Annotated in this window: 19 protein-coding genes; 11 read left to right on the plus strand and 8 right to left on the minus strand. The window is 57.3% G+C overall.

Features of this window, described 5'->3' with window-relative positions:
- Window positions 1-60: 60 nt before the first annotated feature.
- The gene (rpmG, locus tag ACR0EV_RS01185; protein ID WP_037309480.1) at window positions 61-228 is read left to right on the plus strand and encodes a 50S ribosomal protein L33; all 168 of its coding nucleotides are present in this window, start codon (window positions 61-63) and stop codon (window positions 226-228) included.
- A gap of 220 nt (window positions 229-448) precedes the next feature.
- The gene (locus tag ACR0EV_RS01190; RefSeq protein ID WP_480798426.1) at window positions 449-955 is read left to right on the plus strand and encodes a hypothetical protein; all 507 of its coding nucleotides are present in this window, start codon (window positions 449-451) and stop codon (window positions 953-955) included.
- A gap of 130 nt (window positions 956-1085) precedes the next feature.
- Here ACR0EV_RS01190 and ACR0EV_RS01195 read toward each other — a convergent pair whose 3' ends face one another.
- On the minus strand, window positions 1086-1823 hold the full coding sequence (locus ACR0EV_RS01195) for a Bax inhibitor-1/YccA family protein (RefSeq protein ID WP_480798427.1): 738 nt from the start codon (window positions 1821-1823) through the stop codon (window positions 1086-1088).
- 183 nt (window positions 1824-2006) lie between these two features.
- Window positions 2007-2216 (minus strand): DUF1127 domain-containing protein, encoded by a 210-nt coding sequence (locus ACR0EV_RS01200; RefSeq protein WP_480798428.1) that lies wholly within the window; start codon window positions 2214-2216, stop codon window positions 2007-2009.
- Window positions 2217-2343: 127 nt separating this feature from the next.
- Here ACR0EV_RS01200 and ACR0EV_RS01205 point away from each other — a divergent pair, with 127 nt between their 5' ends.
- The gene (locus tag ACR0EV_RS01205; protein ID WP_480798429.1) at window positions 2344-3225 is read left to right on the plus strand and encodes a LysR family transcriptional regulator; all 882 of its coding nucleotides are present in this window, start codon (window positions 2344-2346) and stop codon (window positions 3223-3225) included.
- A 6-nt stretch (window positions 3226-3231) separates the two neighbouring features.
- Here the strand turns inward: ACR0EV_RS01205 and ACR0EV_RS01210 are convergent, their stop codons facing one another.
- Entirely contained in the window at window positions 3232-4188 is a 957-nt protein-coding gene (locus tag ACR0EV_RS01210) for an NADPH:quinone oxidoreductase family protein (RefSeq protein ID WP_480798430.1), read from the minus strand.
- A 330-nt stretch (window positions 4189-4518) separates the two neighbouring features.
- On the opposite strand from ACR0EV_RS01210, the gene ACR0EV_RS01215 reads away from it, so the two are divergent.
- From ACR0EV_RS01215 to ACR0EV_RS01225, 3 genes are all read left to right on the plus strand, one after another.
- Window positions 4519-4890 (plus strand): helix-turn-helix domain-containing protein, encoded by a 372-nt coding sequence (locus ACR0EV_RS01215; protein WP_480798431.1) that lies wholly within the window; start codon window positions 4519-4521, stop codon window positions 4888-4890.
- Window positions 4891-4930: 40 nt separating this feature from the next.
- Window positions 4931-5722, plus strand: a complete 792-nt coding sequence (hisN, locus tag ACR0EV_RS01220; protein ID WP_480798432.1) for a histidinol-phosphatase — start codon at window positions 4931-4933, stop codon at window positions 5720-5722.
- A 114-nt stretch (window positions 5723-5836) separates the two neighbouring features.
- Window positions 5837-7171 (plus strand): 8-oxoguanine deaminase, encoded by a 1335-nt coding sequence (locus ACR0EV_RS01225; protein WP_480798433.1) that lies wholly within the window; start codon window positions 5837-5839, stop codon window positions 7169-7171.
- Here the strand turns inward: ACR0EV_RS01225 and guaD are convergent.
- Entirely contained in the window at window positions 7168-8454 is a 1287-nt protein-coding gene (guaD, locus tag ACR0EV_RS01230) for a guanine deaminase (protein WP_480798434.1), read from the minus strand. The genes ACR0EV_RS01225 and guaD overlap by 4 nt on opposite strands.
- A gap of 139 nt (window positions 8455-8593) precedes the next feature.
- Here guaD and mgtE point away from each other — a divergent pair, with 139 nt between their 5' ends.
- Window positions 8594-9988, plus strand: a complete 1395-nt coding sequence (gene mgtE / locus ACR0EV_RS01235) for a magnesium transporter (RefSeq protein ID WP_480798435.1) — start codon at window positions 8594-8596, stop codon at window positions 9986-9988.
- Window positions 9985-10542 (plus strand): 5-formyltetrahydrofolate cyclo-ligase, encoded by a 558-nt coding sequence (locus ACR0EV_RS01240; RefSeq protein WP_480798436.1) that lies wholly within the window; start codon window positions 9985-9987, stop codon window positions 10540-10542. Before mgtE ends, ACR0EV_RS01240 begins: the two co-directional genes overlap by 4 nt.
- A gap of 3 nt (window positions 10543-10545) precedes the next feature.
- Here the strand turns inward: ACR0EV_RS01240 and ACR0EV_RS01245 are convergent, their stop codons facing one another.
- Complete coding sequence (locus tag ACR0EV_RS01245; RefSeq protein WP_480798437.1) at window positions 10546-10773, minus strand: putative hemolysin; 228 nt, start codon at window positions 10771-10773, stop codon at window positions 10546-10548.
- 133 nt (window positions 10774-10906) lie between these two features.
- Between ACR0EV_RS01245 and ACR0EV_RS01250 the strand changes: the two genes are divergently transcribed.
- The 3 genes from ACR0EV_RS01250 (at window position 10907) to ACR0EV_RS01260 (ending at window position 14421) form a co-directional block, all read left to right on the plus strand.
- Window positions 10907-11722 carry a TIGR00282 family metallophosphoesterase gene (locus ACR0EV_RS01250; protein ID WP_171092487.1) on the plus strand — a complete coding sequence of 272 codons (816 nt, stop codon included), beginning with the start codon at window positions 10907-10909 and terminating at the stop codon, window positions 11720-11722.
- Between the two features lie 87 nt (window positions 11723-11809).
- The gene (locus tag ACR0EV_RS01255; RefSeq protein ID WP_480798438.1) at window positions 11810-13588 is read left to right on the plus strand and encodes an SLC13 family permease; all 1779 of its coding nucleotides are present in this window, start codon (window positions 11810-11812) and stop codon (window positions 13586-13588) included.
- A gap of 95 nt (window positions 13589-13683) precedes the next feature.
- Window positions 13684-14421 (plus strand): YbaY family lipoprotein, encoded by a 738-nt coding sequence (locus tag ACR0EV_RS01260; protein WP_480798439.1) that lies wholly within the window; start codon window positions 13684-13686, stop codon window positions 14419-14421.
- Window positions 14422-14434: 13 nt separating this feature from the next.
- On the opposite strand, the gene ACR0EV_RS01265 is transcribed toward ACR0EV_RS01260, so the two are convergent.
- The 3 genes from ACR0EV_RS01265 to ACR0EV_RS01275 all read right to left on the minus strand — a co-directional run bounded on the left by ACR0EV_RS01265 (window position 14435) and on the right by ACR0EV_RS01275 (window position 17773).
- Window positions 14435-16096 (minus strand): FAD-binding dehydrogenase, encoded by a 1662-nt coding sequence (locus tag ACR0EV_RS01265; protein WP_480798440.1) that lies wholly within the window; start codon window positions 16094-16096, stop codon window positions 14435-14437.
- 11 nt (window positions 16097-16107) lie between these two features.
- Window positions 16108-16965 (minus strand): bile acid:sodium symporter family protein, encoded by an 858-nt coding sequence (locus tag ACR0EV_RS01270; RefSeq protein ID WP_480798441.1) that lies wholly within the window; start codon window positions 16963-16965, stop codon window positions 16108-16110.
- A 73-nt stretch (window positions 16966-17038) separates the two neighbouring features.
- Window positions 17039-17773 (minus strand): glutamine amidotransferase, encoded by a 735-nt coding sequence (locus ACR0EV_RS01275; protein ID WP_480798442.1) that lies wholly within the window; start codon window positions 17771-17773, stop codon window positions 17039-17041.
- Window position 17774: the final 1 nt, after the last annotated feature.

Here is a 17774-nt window from a genome sequence, read left to right on the forward strand (position 1 = left end):
GCGCACGCTCATAGGAATTCAACCGAAAGGCCCCTGCCTTTTCGGACGCAGGAGATAACCATGGCGAAGCCGACGACAATCAAGATCCGCCTGAACTCGACCGCGGGCACGGGCCACTTCTACGTGACCAAGAAAAACGCGCGTACCATGACTGAGAAAATGACCATTCGTAAATACGATCCGGTCGTTCGTAAGCATGTCGAGTACAAGGAAGGCAAGATTAAATAATCTGCCGTTCCACTTGGACATTATTGTAAAAGGGGCTCTGATTGGCAGAGCCCCTTTTTTCTGTTCTGGTCGGCTGGCATTTGGGGAGGGTTTGGGGCAATCTGATGCGCGTCCGTTGCAGCGACGCATCAGCGGATGGGGCAATCGCATCGGCTGCGGCTTGCTTTTTGCGGTACCCTGCCAGTACGCTTCAGCAAACCGCCACAAAATGTTGAGCGCCATGAAAAAAATCTTGTTATCCACATTCGCCGTCCTGACCCTCGCGGCCTGTGAAGATCCGTTTAACCGCGAAGGTGTCGGATTCACCGGAATCGACGGTGAGCCACGCACAATCTCAGAAGTACCGGGCGCTGTTGCCTTTCTTCCTGAGGCCACAAATGTGCCAGCAGAGCTGGCAGAGCTCCCGACTGTGACTTTGTTGGTTGATGAGACCGATCCGTCCAAAGTTGCGTCGGTGGCGATCAACAATGGCGGGCAGACGCCGAATACAGCTGTTCAGCTCGAGGGCAGTGACACCGACCTGTTCCTCAGTACTGTCAGCGTCAATGGAACGTTGTTCGGCGTGTTGCGAACCTCAACCAACAGCGTCACAGTCGACAACTCTATTGGGATCGGCTTTGCGGAAGAGACCGAGCGATTCACCGGATGTTTGCCAGCAGGCAACGTGTTCCGCAGAGGGACGTCCGAGCGGAGTTCCGGCTTTGCCGTTCCTCTGAATTGTAGCTGATCGGTTTAAACCTCTCAAAAAAATGCCCTGCCTAATAGGCGGGGCATTTTTTCTTGCGGTCTCGAAAGGCGACGCGCTGAAAAGAAAAGGGCCGGTCGATGACCGGCCCTTTTGACGAGATGAGGAATTGTTACTCGCGGTTCCCCAGCAGTTGCAGCAGGAACATGAACATGTTGATGAAGTCCAGATACAGGTTCAACGCGCCCATGATTGCGGCTTTGCCCAACCACTCCTGATCGCCTGCGTGGGCCATCTGAAGGTAGGTTGTCTTGATCTTCTGAGTGTCATAAGCGGTCAAACCCGCAAAGATCAAAACGCCCAGGATGGACACGGCAAACATGACGGCAGGCGACTGCAGGAACAGGTTGATGACCATTGCAACAACCAGACCGATCACGCCCATCATCAGGAACGTGCCCATGCCCGACAGGTCTTTTTTGGTGACATAGCCGTAGAGCGAAAGGCCAGCGAAGGCGATCGACGTTACCAGGAAGACCTGAGCAATCGAAATGCCGGTGAAGGCAACAAAAATCCAGCTGAGCGACAGGCCCATGACCGCTGCGAAAACGTAGAAGAACAGTTGGGCACCTGCTGCCGACAGCCGGTTGATTGCGGCACCAAAGCCAAACACCATGGCCAGCGGTGCAAACATGATGATCCAACCCAGGATGTTCGGGCTCAGCGTGACCGGATCACGGAATACTGCCAGCAATTGCGGGTTTGAGCCAACGGCCCAGGCCACGGCGAACGTGATCAACATGCCCACGGACATTGTGCCGTAGACTTTGTTCATATGGGCGCGCAGGCCCTCATCAATCTCGGCGGCGCGCGCGCCGGATGCCGTCCGGATCGTGTCGAATTGTGCCATCAAAGGGTCTCCCTTATCGAAAAGTTCAGTCGCCCCGGCGTTGCGGGGCGGTTTCCCCGTAAATATCGGCAACTAGAGGCTGTGTTTCAAGAGATTCCGGGCGAAAACCGACTAAAACACGCAACAAATTCGGCGACAGGTGATACGAAGCCACCCATCGCCGTAAAAAAGTGAGTTTAGAACTTATCTTTTCCAGAATTCAGGCGCATCCCAGAAGAAACGATGCGCCTCGGCAGAGGCTTCTGCGCGGGTCACTCCGATATCCTCAAGTGCGGCATCATCCAGTTGAGCCAGTTTGTGACGCTGCCGGTTCAGTTCGAATGCCCGAAAGATCCGCGACATCAGGGACCGGTTGGCAGGTCTGCAAGTCGAATGAAGTGCAATTTGGGTCATGATCTTTGTCCTTTCCAGGTTTTTCGATGCTTTCCGTGTCCGGCATCAATTTCCTTGATTGATATGGAGGCATATGACATATTTTAAAAACGAATATTTTTGATGACACACATAAGGAATTGTGAAGATGCGAAATCTGGACATTACGACCCTGCGGTCCTTCGTGGCAGTTGCGGATCAGGGCGGTGTCACACGCGCTGCCGGATTTTTGCATCTGACGCAATCCGCAGTGTCCATGCAGTTAAAGCGGTTAGAGGAGCTGCTGGGTTTGGAATTGCTGGATCGCAGCGGTCGCACCATTGCGTTGACAGCTTCTGGTGAGCAGTTGCTGGCGTATGCCCGTCGGATGATTGCCTTGAATGATGAAGTGATCGGTCGTCTGACGGATCAGGCGTTTGAGGGCGAGGTGGTTCTGGGTGTGCCCCATGACATCGTCTACCCGGCGATCCCGCGGGTTCTGCAACGGTTCAACGTAGATTTTCCACGTGTGCGTGTGCAGTTGGTGTCGTCCTACTCACTCCAGCTGAAAGACATGTACAAGCGTGGTGAATGCGACTTGATCCTGACAACTGAGCCATCCACGGCTGAGGGGTCAGAGACCATAGCCGAGCTTCCTTTGCGTTGGATTGGTGCGCCGGGTGGGTCTGCGTGGCGCAAACAGCCACTTCCCCTGGCGCTTGGGCGTCGGTGTCTGTTCCGACCGCAGGTGATCTCGGCACTGGATGCCGCTGGAATCCCGTGGGAGCTGTCAGTGGAAACCGAAAACGACCGGACGATTGAAGCCACGGTCAGTGCCGATCTTGCAGTTCACGCCATGTTGGACGGAACCGAAGCCTCGCATCTTGAGCAAATCGAATCTGGCGGCGCATTGCCCGACTTGCCAGCCCACAAGATCAACCTTTATGGCGGCGAGCCAGGCCGTGGCGCAGTCGTCGAGGCGCTGGCGCAGCTGGTGCGTCAGAATTTCCGGATGCTGGGTGGCACCCCCTTGCGGGCGGTGGTGGGGTAATTGCGATCAGGGCGTGATCACGATCTTACCTGTCGATTTCCGCTCTTTCAGCAATTGCATTCCGTGGGCGACATCATCAAGCGGCAGAGTGTGGCTGATATGCGGCTTGATCCGCCCTTCAGCATGCCACTGGAAAAGGGTCTCGAAGCTGTTGCGCACAGCTTCGGGGCGAAATTTCAGGTATCCGCCGATGTAGAAGCCGATAACGGTCAGGTTCTTAACCAATAAGTGGTTCGCCGGAATCTGTGGAACCTCGCCCCCGGCAAAACCAATCGGAAGCAAGCGGCCCTCGGGGTTGGTGGCGCGAAAGGCGGCTTTGAACACGTCGCCGCCGATGGCGTCATACACGACGTCTGCGCCGCCCAACGCTTTGACGCGCTTTCTCAGGTCCTCTGAGGTGTCGATCAGGTGATCAGCCCCTGCAGCCTGAGCAACGGCAAGCTTGTCCGTGCCCCGCGCCTGCGCGATCACCCTGGCACCCATGAGTTTGCCGATCTCGACAGCCGTCAAACCAACGCCGCCCGCTGCACCGGTTACCAAAAGCGTCTCGCCCGGTTGCAATCTGGCCCGATAATCCAGCGCCATGTGACTGGTACCATAAGCAATCTGGATCGCTGCGGCATCTTCGAAACGCATGGCATCTGGCAACGGGATTGCTCGATCTGCGTTAAAAACGCCGTATTCTGCAAGCCCATCCCGCCCAGAATAAACTGCGATCCGGTCGCCCGGCGTCAAACTTGACACGCCCGGCCCGACTTCATCCACGACACCCGCTATTTCCATGCCCAGCGTAAACGGGGCAGGGGGCGTGTCCTGATACGTTCCCTTTTGCATCAGAAGATCGGCAAAGTTCAGGCCACAAGCCCTGATCGCGACCCGCACCTGACCCGGGCCCGGAACCGGGACATCAAGGTCGCATAACTGCGCCGCTGCTCCGTCAGATTGAACGCAATAGGCCCGCATCGTTTTCCTCACATTTTGGGTCATAGGCGCGCGTGAGGTGGCGAAAGTCAATTGGTTTAGCGTGGTGGCGGGCATCGGAAACCAAAAGGTCAGTTGTCAACGTTGGGACCGGGTGCGCTAGGTTTGTCGTTATACAACCACAACCCTTCTAAGGGGGGTGCGACTCAACCGTCTTGAAAAAAACTCAAAAACCGGCATTATGAACGCTTAGTGCTGTGTAGGGGGCGGTACAGTCCGTATTAGGGGGTAATTAAGGGGAACCCTCTAGACATGCGATAGCGGACGTCGCGACCTCCCACGCAGATGTTTGTGTAGTATAGGAGAATACCAATGACTCATCACGTCGATGTCCATGTGGGCAAGCGCGTTCGGCATCGCCGCTGGCTGATTGGCATGACCCAACAGCAGTTGGCGCAACAAGTTGGTATCAAGTTTCAGCAAATCCAAAAATATGAGACCGGAGCCAACCGAATCAGCGCATCCCGCCTTTGGGACATCGCCGAGGCATTGGAAGTGCCGGTCAGTTTTTTCTTCGAAGGACTGGAAGAAGCCCAAAAAAGCGACTCGGACAAGAAATCCGTTCCTGCCGATCTTATGGGCGACAAGGAAGCGCTGGATCTGGTGCGGTCTTACTATGCGATTCCGGAAAACCAGCGCCGCCGTCTGTTTGAACTGGCGCGGGTTCTCAGCGACGTCGCCTGATTGACTTGACTTTGTTGGGCGTTGCTCGCACCTGTGGGCCATGCAACCGACAATTTTGAACGACATCGAAATCGCCGAAGAAATGGCCGACGCAGCACGCGCGGCCATACTTCCTTTTTTTCGCCAAACCAATCTGGAGACAGCAAATAAGCTGACCGATGGGTTTGATCCGGTCACGGTGGCCGACCGTGCAGCCGAAAAGGCGATGCGAGAGGTTTTAGCCCTACGCCGCCCCGAAGACGGCATTCTGGGCGAAGAGTTCGGTGAGCATAAAGGCAGCAGTGGCCGAACCTGGGTTCTGGACCCGATTGACGGCACACGCGGTTTTATCAGCGGCACACCAACCTGGGGCGTTCTGATTGCATTAAGCGATCAGGATGGGCCGTTCATGGGGGTCATTGATCAGCCCTATATCGGAGAGCGCTTTGTGGGATCGCCAACCGGCGCTCATTTTTCTGGTCCGTTGGGCACCCGAAGCATGAAAACGCGCGATACAAAAACACTGGACCAAGCAACTCTGTTTACTACGTTTCCCGAAGTCGGGACCCCAGAAGACAGAAAAGGGTTTCACACCGTATCCGAGCAGGTGCAACTGACGCGGTATGGAATGGATTGCTATGCCTATGCGCTGCTTGCGGCGGGGCAGGCGGATCTGGTGATCGAGGCGGGATTGAATTCTTACGACATTCAGGCGCCCATTGCGGTCATTCAAGCGGCAGGCGGCATTGTGACAGATTGGCAAGGTGGCCCTGCGCATGATGGTGGTCGTGCCTTGGCTGCCGCGAACGCGGACATTCATGCCGCCGCCCTTGAGGTCCTGCGCCATTTCTGAACACTGTTGCCGCGCACAAGAATGGCGGTTAAACCGGATATAGCCGGTTCTTGAGCCCGTTTTCCGCCGGCCAACGCACTCCTTGCATGAAACGGGCAGATGCAGGAGAGCGATATGACCGAAATCCTACTAAAGAACGCTGACCTTATCCTGACGATGGATAACACCCGGCGAGAATTGTCCGGGTCTGACATTCTGATCCGTGATGGGCAGATCGCCCGGATCGGGAATGGGTTGCAGACGCAGGGCGAAGTTCACGATGCCTCGGGCTGTTTGGTGACACCCGGTCTGGTGAACACCCATCACCACCTTTACCAAACCCTCACCCGCGCAGTTCCGGGCGGTCAGGATGCGTTGCTGTTTGGGTGGCTGCAAACGCTTTACCCGATTTGGGAAAGGTTTGGGCCGGAAGAGATGTTCACCTCTGCGCAGATCGGTTTGGCTGAACTGGCGCTGTCGGGCTGTACGCTCAGCTCCGATCACCTTTACCTCTATCCCAACGGTGCGCGGCTGGAGGATACGATTGCTGCTGCGTCCGAGCTGGGGATGCGGTTTCACCCTACGCGTGGTGCAATGAGCATCGGCGAGAGTGATGGTGGCCTACCACCGGACAGCCTTGTTGAACAGGAAGCCGCCATTTTGGACGACATGATCCGTGTTGTTGACGGGTTTCATGACCCGTTAGAAGGGTCGATGTGCCGCGTTGGCCTTGCCCCGTGTTCGCCGTTCTCTGTCAGCCGCGAGCTGATGCGTGATGCAGCTTTGCTGGCGCGAGACAAAGGTGTGATGCTTCATACCCATCTGGCCGAGAATGACGAAGACATCGCCTATTCGCAGGCGCAGTTCGGCTGCCGCCCCGGTCAGTATGCCGAAGATTTAGGCTGGACCGGTCCCGATGTCTGGCACGCCCATTGTGTCAAACTGGATGGGGACGAAATTGATCTGTTTTCACGCACCAAAACAGGCGTGGCCCACTGCCCGTGTTCCAATTGCCGCCTTGGTTCCGGCATCGCACCGGTGCGTGCGATGCGCGACGCGGGCGTCAAGGTCGGCCTTGGCGCAGATGGGTCAGCCAGCAACGACAATGGCAACCTGATGTTGGAAGCCCGGCAGGCCATGCTGCTGCAGCGCGTTGCCAATGGCGCAGATGCGATGTCGGCCCGCGAAGCGTTGGAAATTGCGACGCGTGGCGGGGCCGATGTGCTGGGCCGCACTGATTGCGGCCGGCTGATGCCTGGTAAACGCGCTGATATCGCGGTGTGGGATACACGCAGCATCGAAAGCGCAGGCAGTTGGGACCCCGCAGCGCTGCTTCTGGCTGGGCCGATGAACGTGAAACACCTGTTCGTTGAAGGCCGTCAGATTGTTCGTGATGGGCATATCACTACGATTGATCTGCCCCGTGTGATCGAGCGTCAGAATGCGCTGGCGCGGGCGTTGCAGGCTTAAGCGGCCTGTCGCCCACCGATCCAAACCTCGGCCACGGCCCGATCATCACCCATCATGATGGTCGGGAAAATCGCCTCCCAAACATCGTTTGCATGGGCCTCGCGCTGGGCGATGGCTGGGGTCGAGGCGAGGTCGAGCACAACCAGATCCGCCTCCATTCCCGGTGCGACATTGCCGATGCAGTCATCCATGCGAAGGCTCAGCGCGGACCCGACGGTGCCCAGCCACAGCAATTGCGCCGGATGCAGCGGGCGGCCACGCAGTTGGCCGATTTCATAGGCCGCGGCCATTGTGCGCAGCATCGAGAAACTGGACCCGCCGCCTGTATCCGTGGCCAGACCGATGCGGTGGCCCTCATGGATCAGGCCGCTCATGTCGAAAAGTCCAGACCCGATGAAAGTGTTTGAGGTGGGGCAATGGATCAAAGACGCATCGACCTCGAGCAACCGGTCCCGTTCCCTATCTTCCAGATGGATAACGTGCCCATACAGGCCGTTCTGACCCAGCAGGCCAAACTTCTCGTAAGTGTCCAGATAGTCCCGCGCGTCGGGGAACAGAGACTGGACCCATTCGATTTCATCTGTCTGCTCGCTCAGATGGGTTTGCATCAGGCAATGCGGATGCTCCGCCCACAACGCGCCCATCGCCTCAAGCTGTTCAGGAGTTGAGGTCGGGGAAAAGCGCGGGGTGATGGCGTATGAAAGCCGGTCAATGCGGTGCCACTTTTCCAGAAGGGCGGCAGATTGGTCATAGGCGGTCTGAGCCGTATCGCGAAGACCTTCTGGCGCATTGCGGTCCATGCAGGTCTTGCCCGCCACCACACGCTGTCCGCGCTGCTGTGCTGCGGTGAAGAACGCATCCACGCTTTCGGGATGGATCGTGCAAAAGCTGCACATTGTGGTGGTGCCATGTGCGGTGGTCAGGTCCAGATAGCGATTGGCGATCTCGGTCGCATAATTGGTGTCGCCAAACTTCATCTCTTCCGGGAAGGTGTAGGTGTTCAACCAGTCGATCAGCCGTTTTCCCCAGCTGGCAATCATCGCCGTCTGCGGGTAATGCACGTGCGGATCGACAAACCCTGCCATGATCAGATGATTGCCATGGTCCTTGGTGACTGCGTCAGGATGAGCCTGTGCCAACGCATCGACGGCGCCAACATCTGCAATGCGCCCGTCTTCGATCACGACCGCTTCGTCCAACCGCGTGGCGTCGGTCGGCTCTCCGTCAAAGGGTGAGCCCGTGAAACTTAGAACGCGCCCTTTCAAAAGCGTCTTTTGCGCCATTTGCCCTGTTCTCCACCTGTTTGGAACCGCACATCAGCATAGGCGGGCGAAAGAAGTGGGTAAATCGGCGCATTGTCATTGTTTTCCGGTAGCTGCTTCTTCTATTTAGAGGCCAATCGCCGAAACAAGGGGGCAGCGCATGACGACAGGCACTGACGAAGCCGGACACGATCTGCCCCGGGACGAGGACGCCTATGCGCTGGATCCCAAAGCAGTGGCGGGGATCCTCTATGCGGTGGATATCGATGATCGCGAAAAGCTGATCGAGTTGATGGAGCCGCTGCACGCGGCTGACATCGCCGACCTTCTTGAACAGATCAACCCGTTTGACCGGGCCCGCCTGATCCGCCTGTATGACAAGGAATTCGACGGCGACATCCTGTCCGAACTGGATGAATCGGTTCGGGAAGAAGTGATCTCGGTCCTGAAGCCGGACGTTCTGGCAGACGCTGTGCGCGAAATGGAAAGCGACGACGTCGTTGACCTGTTGGAAGACCTTGAGGAGCCTCAGCAGGAAACCATCCTGGACGCGTTGGAGGATTCTGAACGGATCGCCGCCGAACAGGCGCTGTCCTACCCTGAAAACTCAGCCGGCCGTCTCATGCAGCGCGAGGTCGTCATGGCGCCCGAGCATTGGACAGTTGGGCAAACGATTGATTTCATGCGCGCGAATGATGATCTGCCCGAGCAGTTCTATCATGTGGTGCTGGTCGATCCGCGCCTGAAGCCAGTGGCGCAGGTGACTTTGGGCAAGCTGATGGCGGCCCGACGCGAGGTGCCGTTGCATGATCTGACGGAAGAAGAGTTCCACATCATCCCCGTCGATCAGGACGAGGAGGACGTGGCGTATGCCTTCAATCAGTACCACCTGATCTCGTCGCCGGTTGTGGACGCAGATGGACGTCTGGTTGGCGTCATCACCATCGACGATGCGATGGTGGTTCTAGATGAAGAACACGAAGAAGACATTCTACGCCTTGCCGGTGTCAGCGACGAAAGCTCTTTGTCAGACAGCGTTGCGGCGACCAGCCGGCGAAGGTTGCCGTGGTTGGCAGTGAACCTTTGTACGGCGATCTGTGCCTCGCTGGTAATTTCACAGTTTGAGGCGGCGATTGATCAACTGGTGGCTCTGGCCATCCTGATGCCGATTGTGGCTTCGATGGGTGGTAACGCGGGCACGCAATCGCTGACGGTGGCCGTGCGTGCGCTGGCGACGCGTGACCTGACCAATGCAAACGTTATGCGGGTGATCCGACGCGAATTGTTGGTCGGCATGCTCAATGGGCTTTGCTTTGCCATCGTGTTGGGAACCGTGGGGATGTTGTGGTTCGATTCTCCGCTGCTGGGTGTCGTGATCGGATCGGCCTTGGTCGTGAACATGATCATCGCAGGGTTCGCAGGTACGGTAGTACCGGTCGTGCTGGACCGTTTGGGTGTAGACCCGGCGCTGGCGTCCGGGACCTTTGTGACAACCACAACGGATGTCATGGGGTTCTTTATCTTCCTTGGCCTTGCCAGCGTGGTGCTATTGTGACCGATCTGACCGAAATCAAAGCCGCAGCCCGTAAAGCGGCCTTTGCGCGCCGTAAGGCTGCATTCGATGCGCGTTTGCCCGGTGCGGCAGGACGGTTGTCCGAGGTTCTGGCAGGGCATCGGGGTGTACCCATGTCAGGCTATATGCCAATCCGGACTGAGATCGACCCGCTGCCCGCGATGGCCGAGGCATCGGCTTACGGGCCGGTTGGCGTGCCGGTCATTCAGGCCGCTGGTCAACCTTTGAAATTCTCTCGCTGGACACCCGAAGGTGCGCTGAAAGATGGCCCGTTTGGTGCCAAAGTGCCCGAGGTGGACGACTATTTCGATCCCGAGATTCTGGTCGTGCCGCTGGTCGCGTTTGATGCAAATGGCGGCCGGCTGGGCTATGGTGGCGGGTTCTATGATCGCACGCTGGAGGGTCTGCGCGCCAAGCGCCCGACGCTGGCCATCGGTTTTGCCTTTGATGCGCAAGAGGCCGAGGGCCTGCCGTTAGAGCCGACAGACCAACCTTTGGATATGGTCATCACGGAAAGCCGGGTGCTGACTTTCTAGGTGTTATTGCTCGAAATGGCTGCGCAAGTAATCCCAGGCATCCACTTCGGTGCCGTCTTTAAGGATGCAGACGCCGTAGACGCTGCCATCTTCGTTTTTCCGAAGTTGGTACGTCCCGTCGTTTTCGATGCAAAATGTTGCCGCAGGGTTGGGCATGGAGGTTTTGGTGCCTTCGGCAGCGGCGGACGTAGCGACCAAGACGCTGGCGGTCAGTAAAACTAGAGACTTCACGAAGAATTCCTTCTATGTTCAAACACTGTTTCAAAACATTGCCACGGTTGAATGTGAATTCAACCCTCAACTCAGCGGCAAAATTCATGCTTCCGCCTTGTTATTGCCCTGCACAGCCCCTACGACCCGGATTATGAGGATTTTGTTTCTTGGTGACGTCATGGGGCGCGCGGGTCGCGCCGCCGTTCAGCAACACTTGCCGCGCCTGCGCGACGAATGGCGGCTGGATTTTGTTGTGGTCAACGGTGAAAACGCGTCCAACGGTATGGGGCTCAGCGGTGATCACGCCAAGCTGCTTCTGGATGCGGGTGCGGATTGCCTTACGCTGGGCGATCATGCCTTCGACCAGAAGGACATGTTGCAGTATATCGAGAAAGAGCAGCGCATCGTGCGCCCGGTAAACTTTGCCAAAGGCGCGCCAGGGCGGGGTCATCGGCTGTTCAATGCGCCGGGCGGGCGTAAGGTACTTGTCGTACAGGTGCTTGGACAGGTTTTCATGAAACGGCCGTTTGACGATCCGTTCTCGGCCATTGAACCGATCCTGAAATCCCACCCTCGCGGGGGGCAGGCGCAAGCCATTATCGTGGACATGCATTGCGAGGCGACGTCCGAGAAAATGGCGATGGGCCACTACTGCGACAAGCGCGCAAGCCTTGTGGTCGGGACGCACACGCACGTGCCGACCGCGGATTCTCAGATATTGCCGGGTGGTACGGCGTATTTGACAGATGCCGGTATGTGCGGAGATTACGACTCGGTCATAGGCATGGACAAACAGGAACCGATGCGCCGATTCATCACGGGTATGCCAAAAGCACGGTTCACGCCTGCAAATGGCGAGGCAACCCTGAGTGGTGTGTTTGTGGAAACTGACGATCGCGACGGTCAGGCTAAATCTGTTCAAATGGTGCGCGTCGGCGGGCGTTTGGAACAGGCTGGGCCCGAATAATCAACGTCAGGCTTGCTCTGCTGCGCGCAATGCGTGAAACTGCATGCCATCAGGCGCTTGGGCCCGGGTTCGGACAGAATACCACGAATGAACTTCCTTTCACTGACAGACACAGGCAGCGCAATTCTGGCGCTGCTCATCGTCGCGGGCATGTTCGTCATGTTCCTGCGCGAGGTTTATCCAACCGAAGTCGTGGCAATCGGTGGCGTATCTTTGATGCTTGTCACAGGCATTCTGCCTTATCAAAGCGCGTTGGCGGTTTTGTCCAATCCTGCGCCGTGGACCATTGCGGCGATGTTCATCATCATGGGCGCCCTGGTGCGAACAGGGGCATTGGACTCATTCACTTCAACCGCGCAGAAACAGGCGCAGGTCAACCCACGTATCGCAATTGGGTTGCTGATGGGTTTTGTTGTTGTGGCCTCGGCTGTGGTGTCGAACACACCAGTTGTGGTGGTCATGATTCCGGTCTTTGTGCAAATCGCCCGCACCCTGAATGTGCCTGCATCCAAACTGCTTATTCCGTTGAGCTATGCGGCTATTCTTGGCGGCACACTGACGCTGATTGGCACGTCGACCAACCTGCTGGTGGATGGTGTGGCACGCGCTCAGGGAATGACACCCTTTACAATCTTTGAAGTCACACCGCTGGGGATCGTCCTTGTGATCTATGGGATGATCTACCTGCGCTTCATCGCGCCCAAGCTTTTGCCCGAGCGCGATAGCATGGCGTCGCTTCTCAGCGACCGGTCGAAGATGAAGTTTTTTACCGAAGCCGTCATTCCGCCAGACAGCAACCTGATTGGACGCGAGGTGACAGGTGTGCAACTGTTCAAGCGACCCGGTGTGCGCCTGATCGATGTGGTCCGAGGGGATGAATCACTGCGGCGTAACCTGAAAGGCGTCGAACTGAGGGTCGGCGACCGCGTCGTGTTGCGAACCGAGATGACCGAGTTGTTGAGCTTGCAAAGCAACAAGGAACTCAAGCGCGTGGATCAGGTTTCTGCCGTTGAAACCAAGACGGTCGAGGTGCTGATCACGCCCGGATGCCGTATGGTAGGGCGGGCTTTGGGAATGCTGCGACTGCGCAGGCGCTATGGCGTTTATGTCTTGGCCGTTCATCGCCGCAATCAAAACATTGGTCGCCAGTTGGACGAACTGGTGGTTCGCGTCGGTGACACCCTGCTGCTGGAAGGTGCGCCCTCAGACATCCAGCGCCTTGCGGCGGAAATGGACATGGTGGATGTCACGCAACCTTCTGCTCGGGCTTTCCGCCGTAGTCACGCACCGATTGCAATTGGTGCGCTTGTCGGGATCGTCGCCCTGGCCGCGCTTGGTATCGCGCCGATCCTTCTGTTGTCGATTGTAGCAGTCGCTGTGGTCCTGATGACCCGCTGCATTGACGCGGACGAAGCGTTTTCTTTTGTTGAAGGCCGGTTGTTGGCACTGATTTTTGCCATGCTCGCCATCGGTGCGGCATTGGACAGCTCTGGCGCTGTTTCACTGATTGTCGAGGCTGTTGCACCCGGGCTTAGTGCCTTACCGCCCTTCCTGATCATCTGGGCGGTCTACCTGCTGACCTCGGTCTTGACCGAGCTGGTCTCAAACAACGCCGTTGCCGTCGTTGTTACACCGATTGCCATCGGGTTGGCTCAGGCCGTTGGAATGGATCCGCGCCCCCTTGTCGTCGCTGTGATGGTGGCGGCCTCGGCATCATTTGCGACGCCGATCGGTTACCAGACGAATATGATGGTGTACGGTCCCGGCGGCTATCGGTTTACCGATTTCATGAAGGTGGGTATCCCTTTGAACCTGACGGTCGGATTGCTGGCATCCCTGCTTATCCCGTTGATCTGGCCAATCTAATGTCGGCGCGGAATTGCCACTCGTAAACTGCTAGACTTGTAAATCCCGGTTGATACACAATCTTTTGTGAATGTGATTTGCAAAGGGGATTTGCCATGCTGACAGCAGCCCAAGCCACATTGGCAGGCGCAGCGATTGCAACCATCATCAGCGGTGCCGCAATGGCGGGTACGGTTGAGGGGACTGCAACCTACCGCGAACGCATTGCGGTTCCACCTGACGCAAACCTGTTTGTCGAACTTCAGGATATTTCGCTGGCGGATGTTCCGGCCGTGACATTGGCCGCGCAGCGATACGCATTGAGCGCTGTGCCGGCGCAGTTTGAACTGACATACGACGACGCGCTGATCAAGGAAGGGCATAGCTATGCGGTGCGCGCATCGGTCATGCAGGGGCAAAAGCTGTTGTTCACCACAGACACGGTTTACCCTGTTCTGACAAATGAAGCGGGAAACTCGGCTGACCTGCTTTTGGTTCAGGTTCAAAGCCAGCAAAGTGCAACCCTTGAAAACACCGAATGGGTCGCAGCAACCCTGAACGGCGCGCCGCTGGAGGCTGAACGACGCCCCGAACTGAGCTTTGGGCAAGACGGGTCCTTTGGCGGCAGTGGCGGCTGTAACCGGTTCAGCGGTCAGGCCGAGATTTCAGGCAATCGGCTCACATTTCCCGACAACATGGCCGCTACTCTCATGGCTTGCCCGCCCGATTTGGATGAGGTTGAGCGCGCCTTCCTGAAGACGATGCAAAGCGTCACGTCCTTTGCGATGGAAGGCGACGCGCTGGCTCTTCTGAACAGCGACGGAGAGCCTGTGATCAAGCTGGTCAGCAAATAGAGCAGCAGGGCCGTCAGGCGACGGCCCTTGACCGTCCTGCGTTGCGCCCTGAAAAGATGCAACCGCCCAGGAATGTTCCTTCCAGCGCGTTGTACCCGTGATAGCCGCCGCCGCCAAAACCGGCAACTTCGCCCGCTGCGAACAGGCCGGGCACAACGTTGCCATCTTCCCCGATCATCTGGCTGTCCAGGTTGGTTTGTAGCCCGCCCAGCGTTTTGCGGGTCAGGACGTGCAGCTTAACCGCAATAAGTGGACCGTTGGCTGGATCCAGGAACTTGTGCGGTTTGGCTGTGCGGATCAACTTGTCTCCGCGATAGTTTCGAGCGGCCAGAATCGCCATCATCTGGGCGTCCTTCGAGAAAGGATTATCGACCTGCGAGTCGCGCGCTTCGATCTGCCCGCGCAAGTGCGCTTCGTCAATCAGCCCACCGCCCAGATGGTTCATCCCGTTGACCAGTTCGGTCAACGTATTGGCCACGACGAAATCCTCGCCATGTTCCTTGAACGCCTCGACCGGAGCGGTTGCCTTGGAACCGGACAGAATGCGCTGACGGATCACCTCTTTCCAGCTGCCCGAGGTAAAGTCCGGGTTCTGTTCAGACCCGGACAGGGCGAACTCTTTCTTGATGACCTTTTGGGTCAGAACAAACCAGCTGTATTCGTATCCTGTTTTCAGGATTTCCTTCAGCGTCCCAAGTGTATCGAATCCAGGCAGGCACGGCGGTTTCAGACGGTTTCCTTTGGCGTCGAACCACATAGAGCTGGGACCAGGCAGAATGCGTATGCCATGGGCAGGCCAGATCGGATCCCAGTTGCGAACGCCCTCGGTGTAATGCCACATGCGGTCGCCGTTGATGACGTGTCCTCCCGCTTTTTCACTGATCCCGATCATGCGGCCATCGACATGAAACGGCACACCAGCCACCATGTCTTTTGGAGGTTCCCCAAGACGATCCTTGGGCCAGTTCCGCCGCACCATTTCAAAGTTGCCGCCGATACCGCCAGAGGTAACGATGACCGAAGGTGCATAGACCTCGAACTCACCCACTTCGTCACGGTTTGTCTTGCCGCCACGCTGGATGGTGTCTTTGGCCAAAACCTCGCCAGATACGCCCTTAGCCGTGCCGTTCTGCATGATGATATGGCTGACCTGATGGCGGAACTTCATTTGGATCAGACCGGCGCTGGCATGTTCGCGGACCCGACGGATGAAATGCTCCAGAACGCCGGGGCCAGTGCCCCAAGTGATGTGAAAACGCGGGACAGAGTTGCCATGCTCGTTCGCATAAGAGCCACCGCGTTCTGCCCAACCTACGACCGGAAACCAGCGCAAACCCATCTCGTGCAACCACGGGCGCATTTCACCAGCCGCAAACTCGACATAACTCTCGGCCCATTTGCGGGGCCAGGCGTCTTCCGCGCGGTCGAACTGTGCGCTGCCCATCCAGTCACGAAGGGCAAGCTCTTGGCTGTCCCTAATGCCCATCCGGCGTTGTTCCGGCGTGTTGACCATGAACAAACCGCCGAGGCTCCAGAACGCCTGACCGCCCAGAAAGCTCTCGGGCTCCTGATCGACAATGATCACCTTCTTGCCCCGGTCGCCCAGCTCAGCCGCTGCTGCCAATCCAGCCAGGCCCGCGCCAACGACAATCGCATCTGCTGTGTTCTTGGTCATAAACTGTCCTTTTAGCGTCGGCGAAACCAAACGAGGAACGGCAGCACGACGGCATACATCGTGATCCCGTAGACTGCTGACGGCAGGGCCAGAGGGCTAAATCCGCTCTCTGTGCCGGTGATAAGGGCCGCCAGCGTAATTCCCAGTGTCGAGTTCTGGATGCCTGTGTCAATTGATATGCTTTTACACTCGGCCCATGACAGATTTGCAGCGCGTGCGATCCCTAGCCCGATAAGCAAAAGGGCAACGTTGAGCGAGATCAGACCGGCGCCCATGATGCCCAGGTTATCAATGAAAATCTGCCAGTTTCCGGCCAGGGCGGCCACGACAATCAATACAAACAAAGCGGTTGCGAGCGTTGAGAGCCCACCCTCGATACGGTTTGCAAACCCGGTTGCAAACCTGCGAACTCCGACGCCTATGGCGACGGGAAGGGTGGTGATCAGAAACATGGCAATGGCCAGACCGCTGATCGACACATCAGGTGCATTTTCACCCATGAAATAGGTGATGGACCATGCCGCCAGAAAGGGCACTGTCAGGATTGACAAGATGCTGATCACAGCAGTCAGGCTGACGGAAAGCGCCACGTCTCCCTTGGCCAATTTGGTCAAAATATTGCTGGTCACACCGCCGGGGCAAAAGCTGAGCAGCATGAAGCCAACCGCGATTTCAGGGGGCAGGCCAAACAGAGTGACGGTGAGGAACGCAGCAATGGGCAGAAGCACCACCTGACAGACAGCACCGATTGCAAACGGGTATTTTCGGTTCAGTACGCGCCGGAAATCTGCGGTCTCGAGTCCAATGCCAAGTGACAGCATGATAATGGCCAGCGAAATCGGCAGGCCAACATTGATGAGCAAGTCCAAGAACAACTCCTCCCAAAGTCGTTTCGGATCAGCCTATGCGAGCATGAAAGGCGCAGGCAACCGCGCCGTTGGGTCACTTGTAGCGTTCGACGAAACGACGCAGGATTTCGCCGGGTTGGGTGACGTCTGCGGCGTTGCAGATGTCGATCAGACGCTGGGCATCTTCGGGCGGGAAATAGCCGTGATGCTTGTAGATGTTGATACGCTTTTCAAAATCTTTCGCGTCCGCTTCGGGGTGAAACTGTGTGGCATAGACGTTCTGGCCAAAGCGGATCATCTGAATTGGGCAGGGGTCTGAGGCGACAAGATGCACGCAGCCTTCGGGCAATGCCTGAACAGCTTCTTTGTGACCGACGAAGGCGTCGAATTCCGGGATCAGCCCGGCTGTCAGCGGATCTGTGGCCCCATCTTCCGTCAGGCGGCAGGCTGAAGGTCCGACCGGTTCGCTGTACTGGACTTTGCTCACGTCGCCGCCCAGATGCGCGGCCAGAACGCCTAAGCCGTAGCAGCAGCCCATGAAGGGGTGATCCTGCGCCGTGATCTGCGGCATCAAGCCCATAACCGCGCCTTCGATCTGTGCGTCCAGTTCAGATTTCGTTGCTGGATCGTCGCTGACACAGCCGGGACCTCCGCCAACGATGACGCCTGCATAGTCCGTCACATCCAGATCGTCCGGCAGGTCCTCACAATCCAGCCGGATGCGGTGTGTCTGCTCGGGCGTCAGACCGGTCTTGTCCAGAATCGAAGCGTATTCGGCGTCGGATGCGTCCGTTTCAGGGCGCAGTTGCAGGATCAAAAAGCGTTTCATG

The organism is Ruegeria sp. CF8 (assembly GCF_056537285.1).

Coding starts and splice junctions, on each gene's coding strand:
- rpmG (WP_037309480.1), top strand. CDS start 61: ATGGCGAAGCCGACGACAATCAAGATCCGCCTGAACTCGACCGCGGGC.
- ACR0EV_RS01190 (WP_480798426.1), top strand. CDS start 449: ATGAAAAAAATCTTGTTATCCACATTCGCCGTCCTGACCCTCGCGGCC.
- ACR0EV_RS01195 (WP_480798427.1), bottom strand. CDS start 1,823: ATGGCACAATTCGACACGATCCGGACGGCATCCGGCGCGCGCGCCGCC.
- ACR0EV_RS01200 (WP_480798428.1), bottom strand. CDS start 2,216: ATGACCCAAATTGCACTTCATTCGACTTGCAGACCTGCCAACCGGTCC.
- ACR0EV_RS01205 (WP_480798429.1), top strand. CDS start 2,344: ATGCGAAATCTGGACATTACGACCCTGCGGTCCTTCGTGGCAGTTGCG.
- ACR0EV_RS01210 (WP_480798430.1), bottom strand. CDS start 4,188: ATGCGGGCCTATTGCGTTCAATCTGACGGAGCAGCGGCGCAGTTATGC.
- ACR0EV_RS01215 (WP_480798431.1), top strand. CDS start 4,519: ATGACTCATCACGTCGATGTCCATGTGGGCAAGCGCGTTCGGCATCGC.
- hisN (WP_480798432.1), top strand. CDS start 4,931: ATGCAACCGACAATTTTGAACGACATCGAAATCGCCGAAGAAATGGCC.
- ACR0EV_RS01225 (WP_480798433.1), top strand. CDS start 5,837: ATGACCGAAATCCTACTAAAGAACGCTGACCTTATCCTGACGATGGAT.
- guaD (WP_480798434.1), bottom strand. CDS start 8,454: ATGGCGCAAAAGACGCTTTTGAAAGGGCGCGTTCTAAGTTTCACGGGC.
- mgtE (WP_480798435.1), top strand. CDS start 8,594: ATGACGACAGGCACTGACGAAGCCGGACACGATCTGCCCCGGGACGAG.
- ACR0EV_RS01250 (WP_171092487.1), top strand. CDS start 10,907: ATGAGGATTTTGTTTCTTGGTGACGTCATGGGGCGCGCGGGTCGCGCC.
- ACR0EV_RS01255 (WP_480798438.1), top strand. CDS start 11,810: ATGAACTTCCTTTCACTGACAGACACAGGCAGCGCAATTCTGGCGCTG.
- ACR0EV_RS01260 (WP_480798439.1), top strand. CDS start 13,684: ATGCTGACAGCAGCCCAAGCCACATTGGCAGGCGCAGCGATTGCAACC.
- ACR0EV_RS01265 (WP_480798440.1), bottom strand. CDS start 16,096: ATGACCAAGAACACAGCAGATGCGATTGTCGTTGGCGCGGGCCTGGCT.
- ACR0EV_RS01275 (WP_480798442.1), bottom strand. CDS start 17,773: ATGAAACGCTTTTTGATCCTGCAACTGCGCCCTGAAACGGACGCATCC.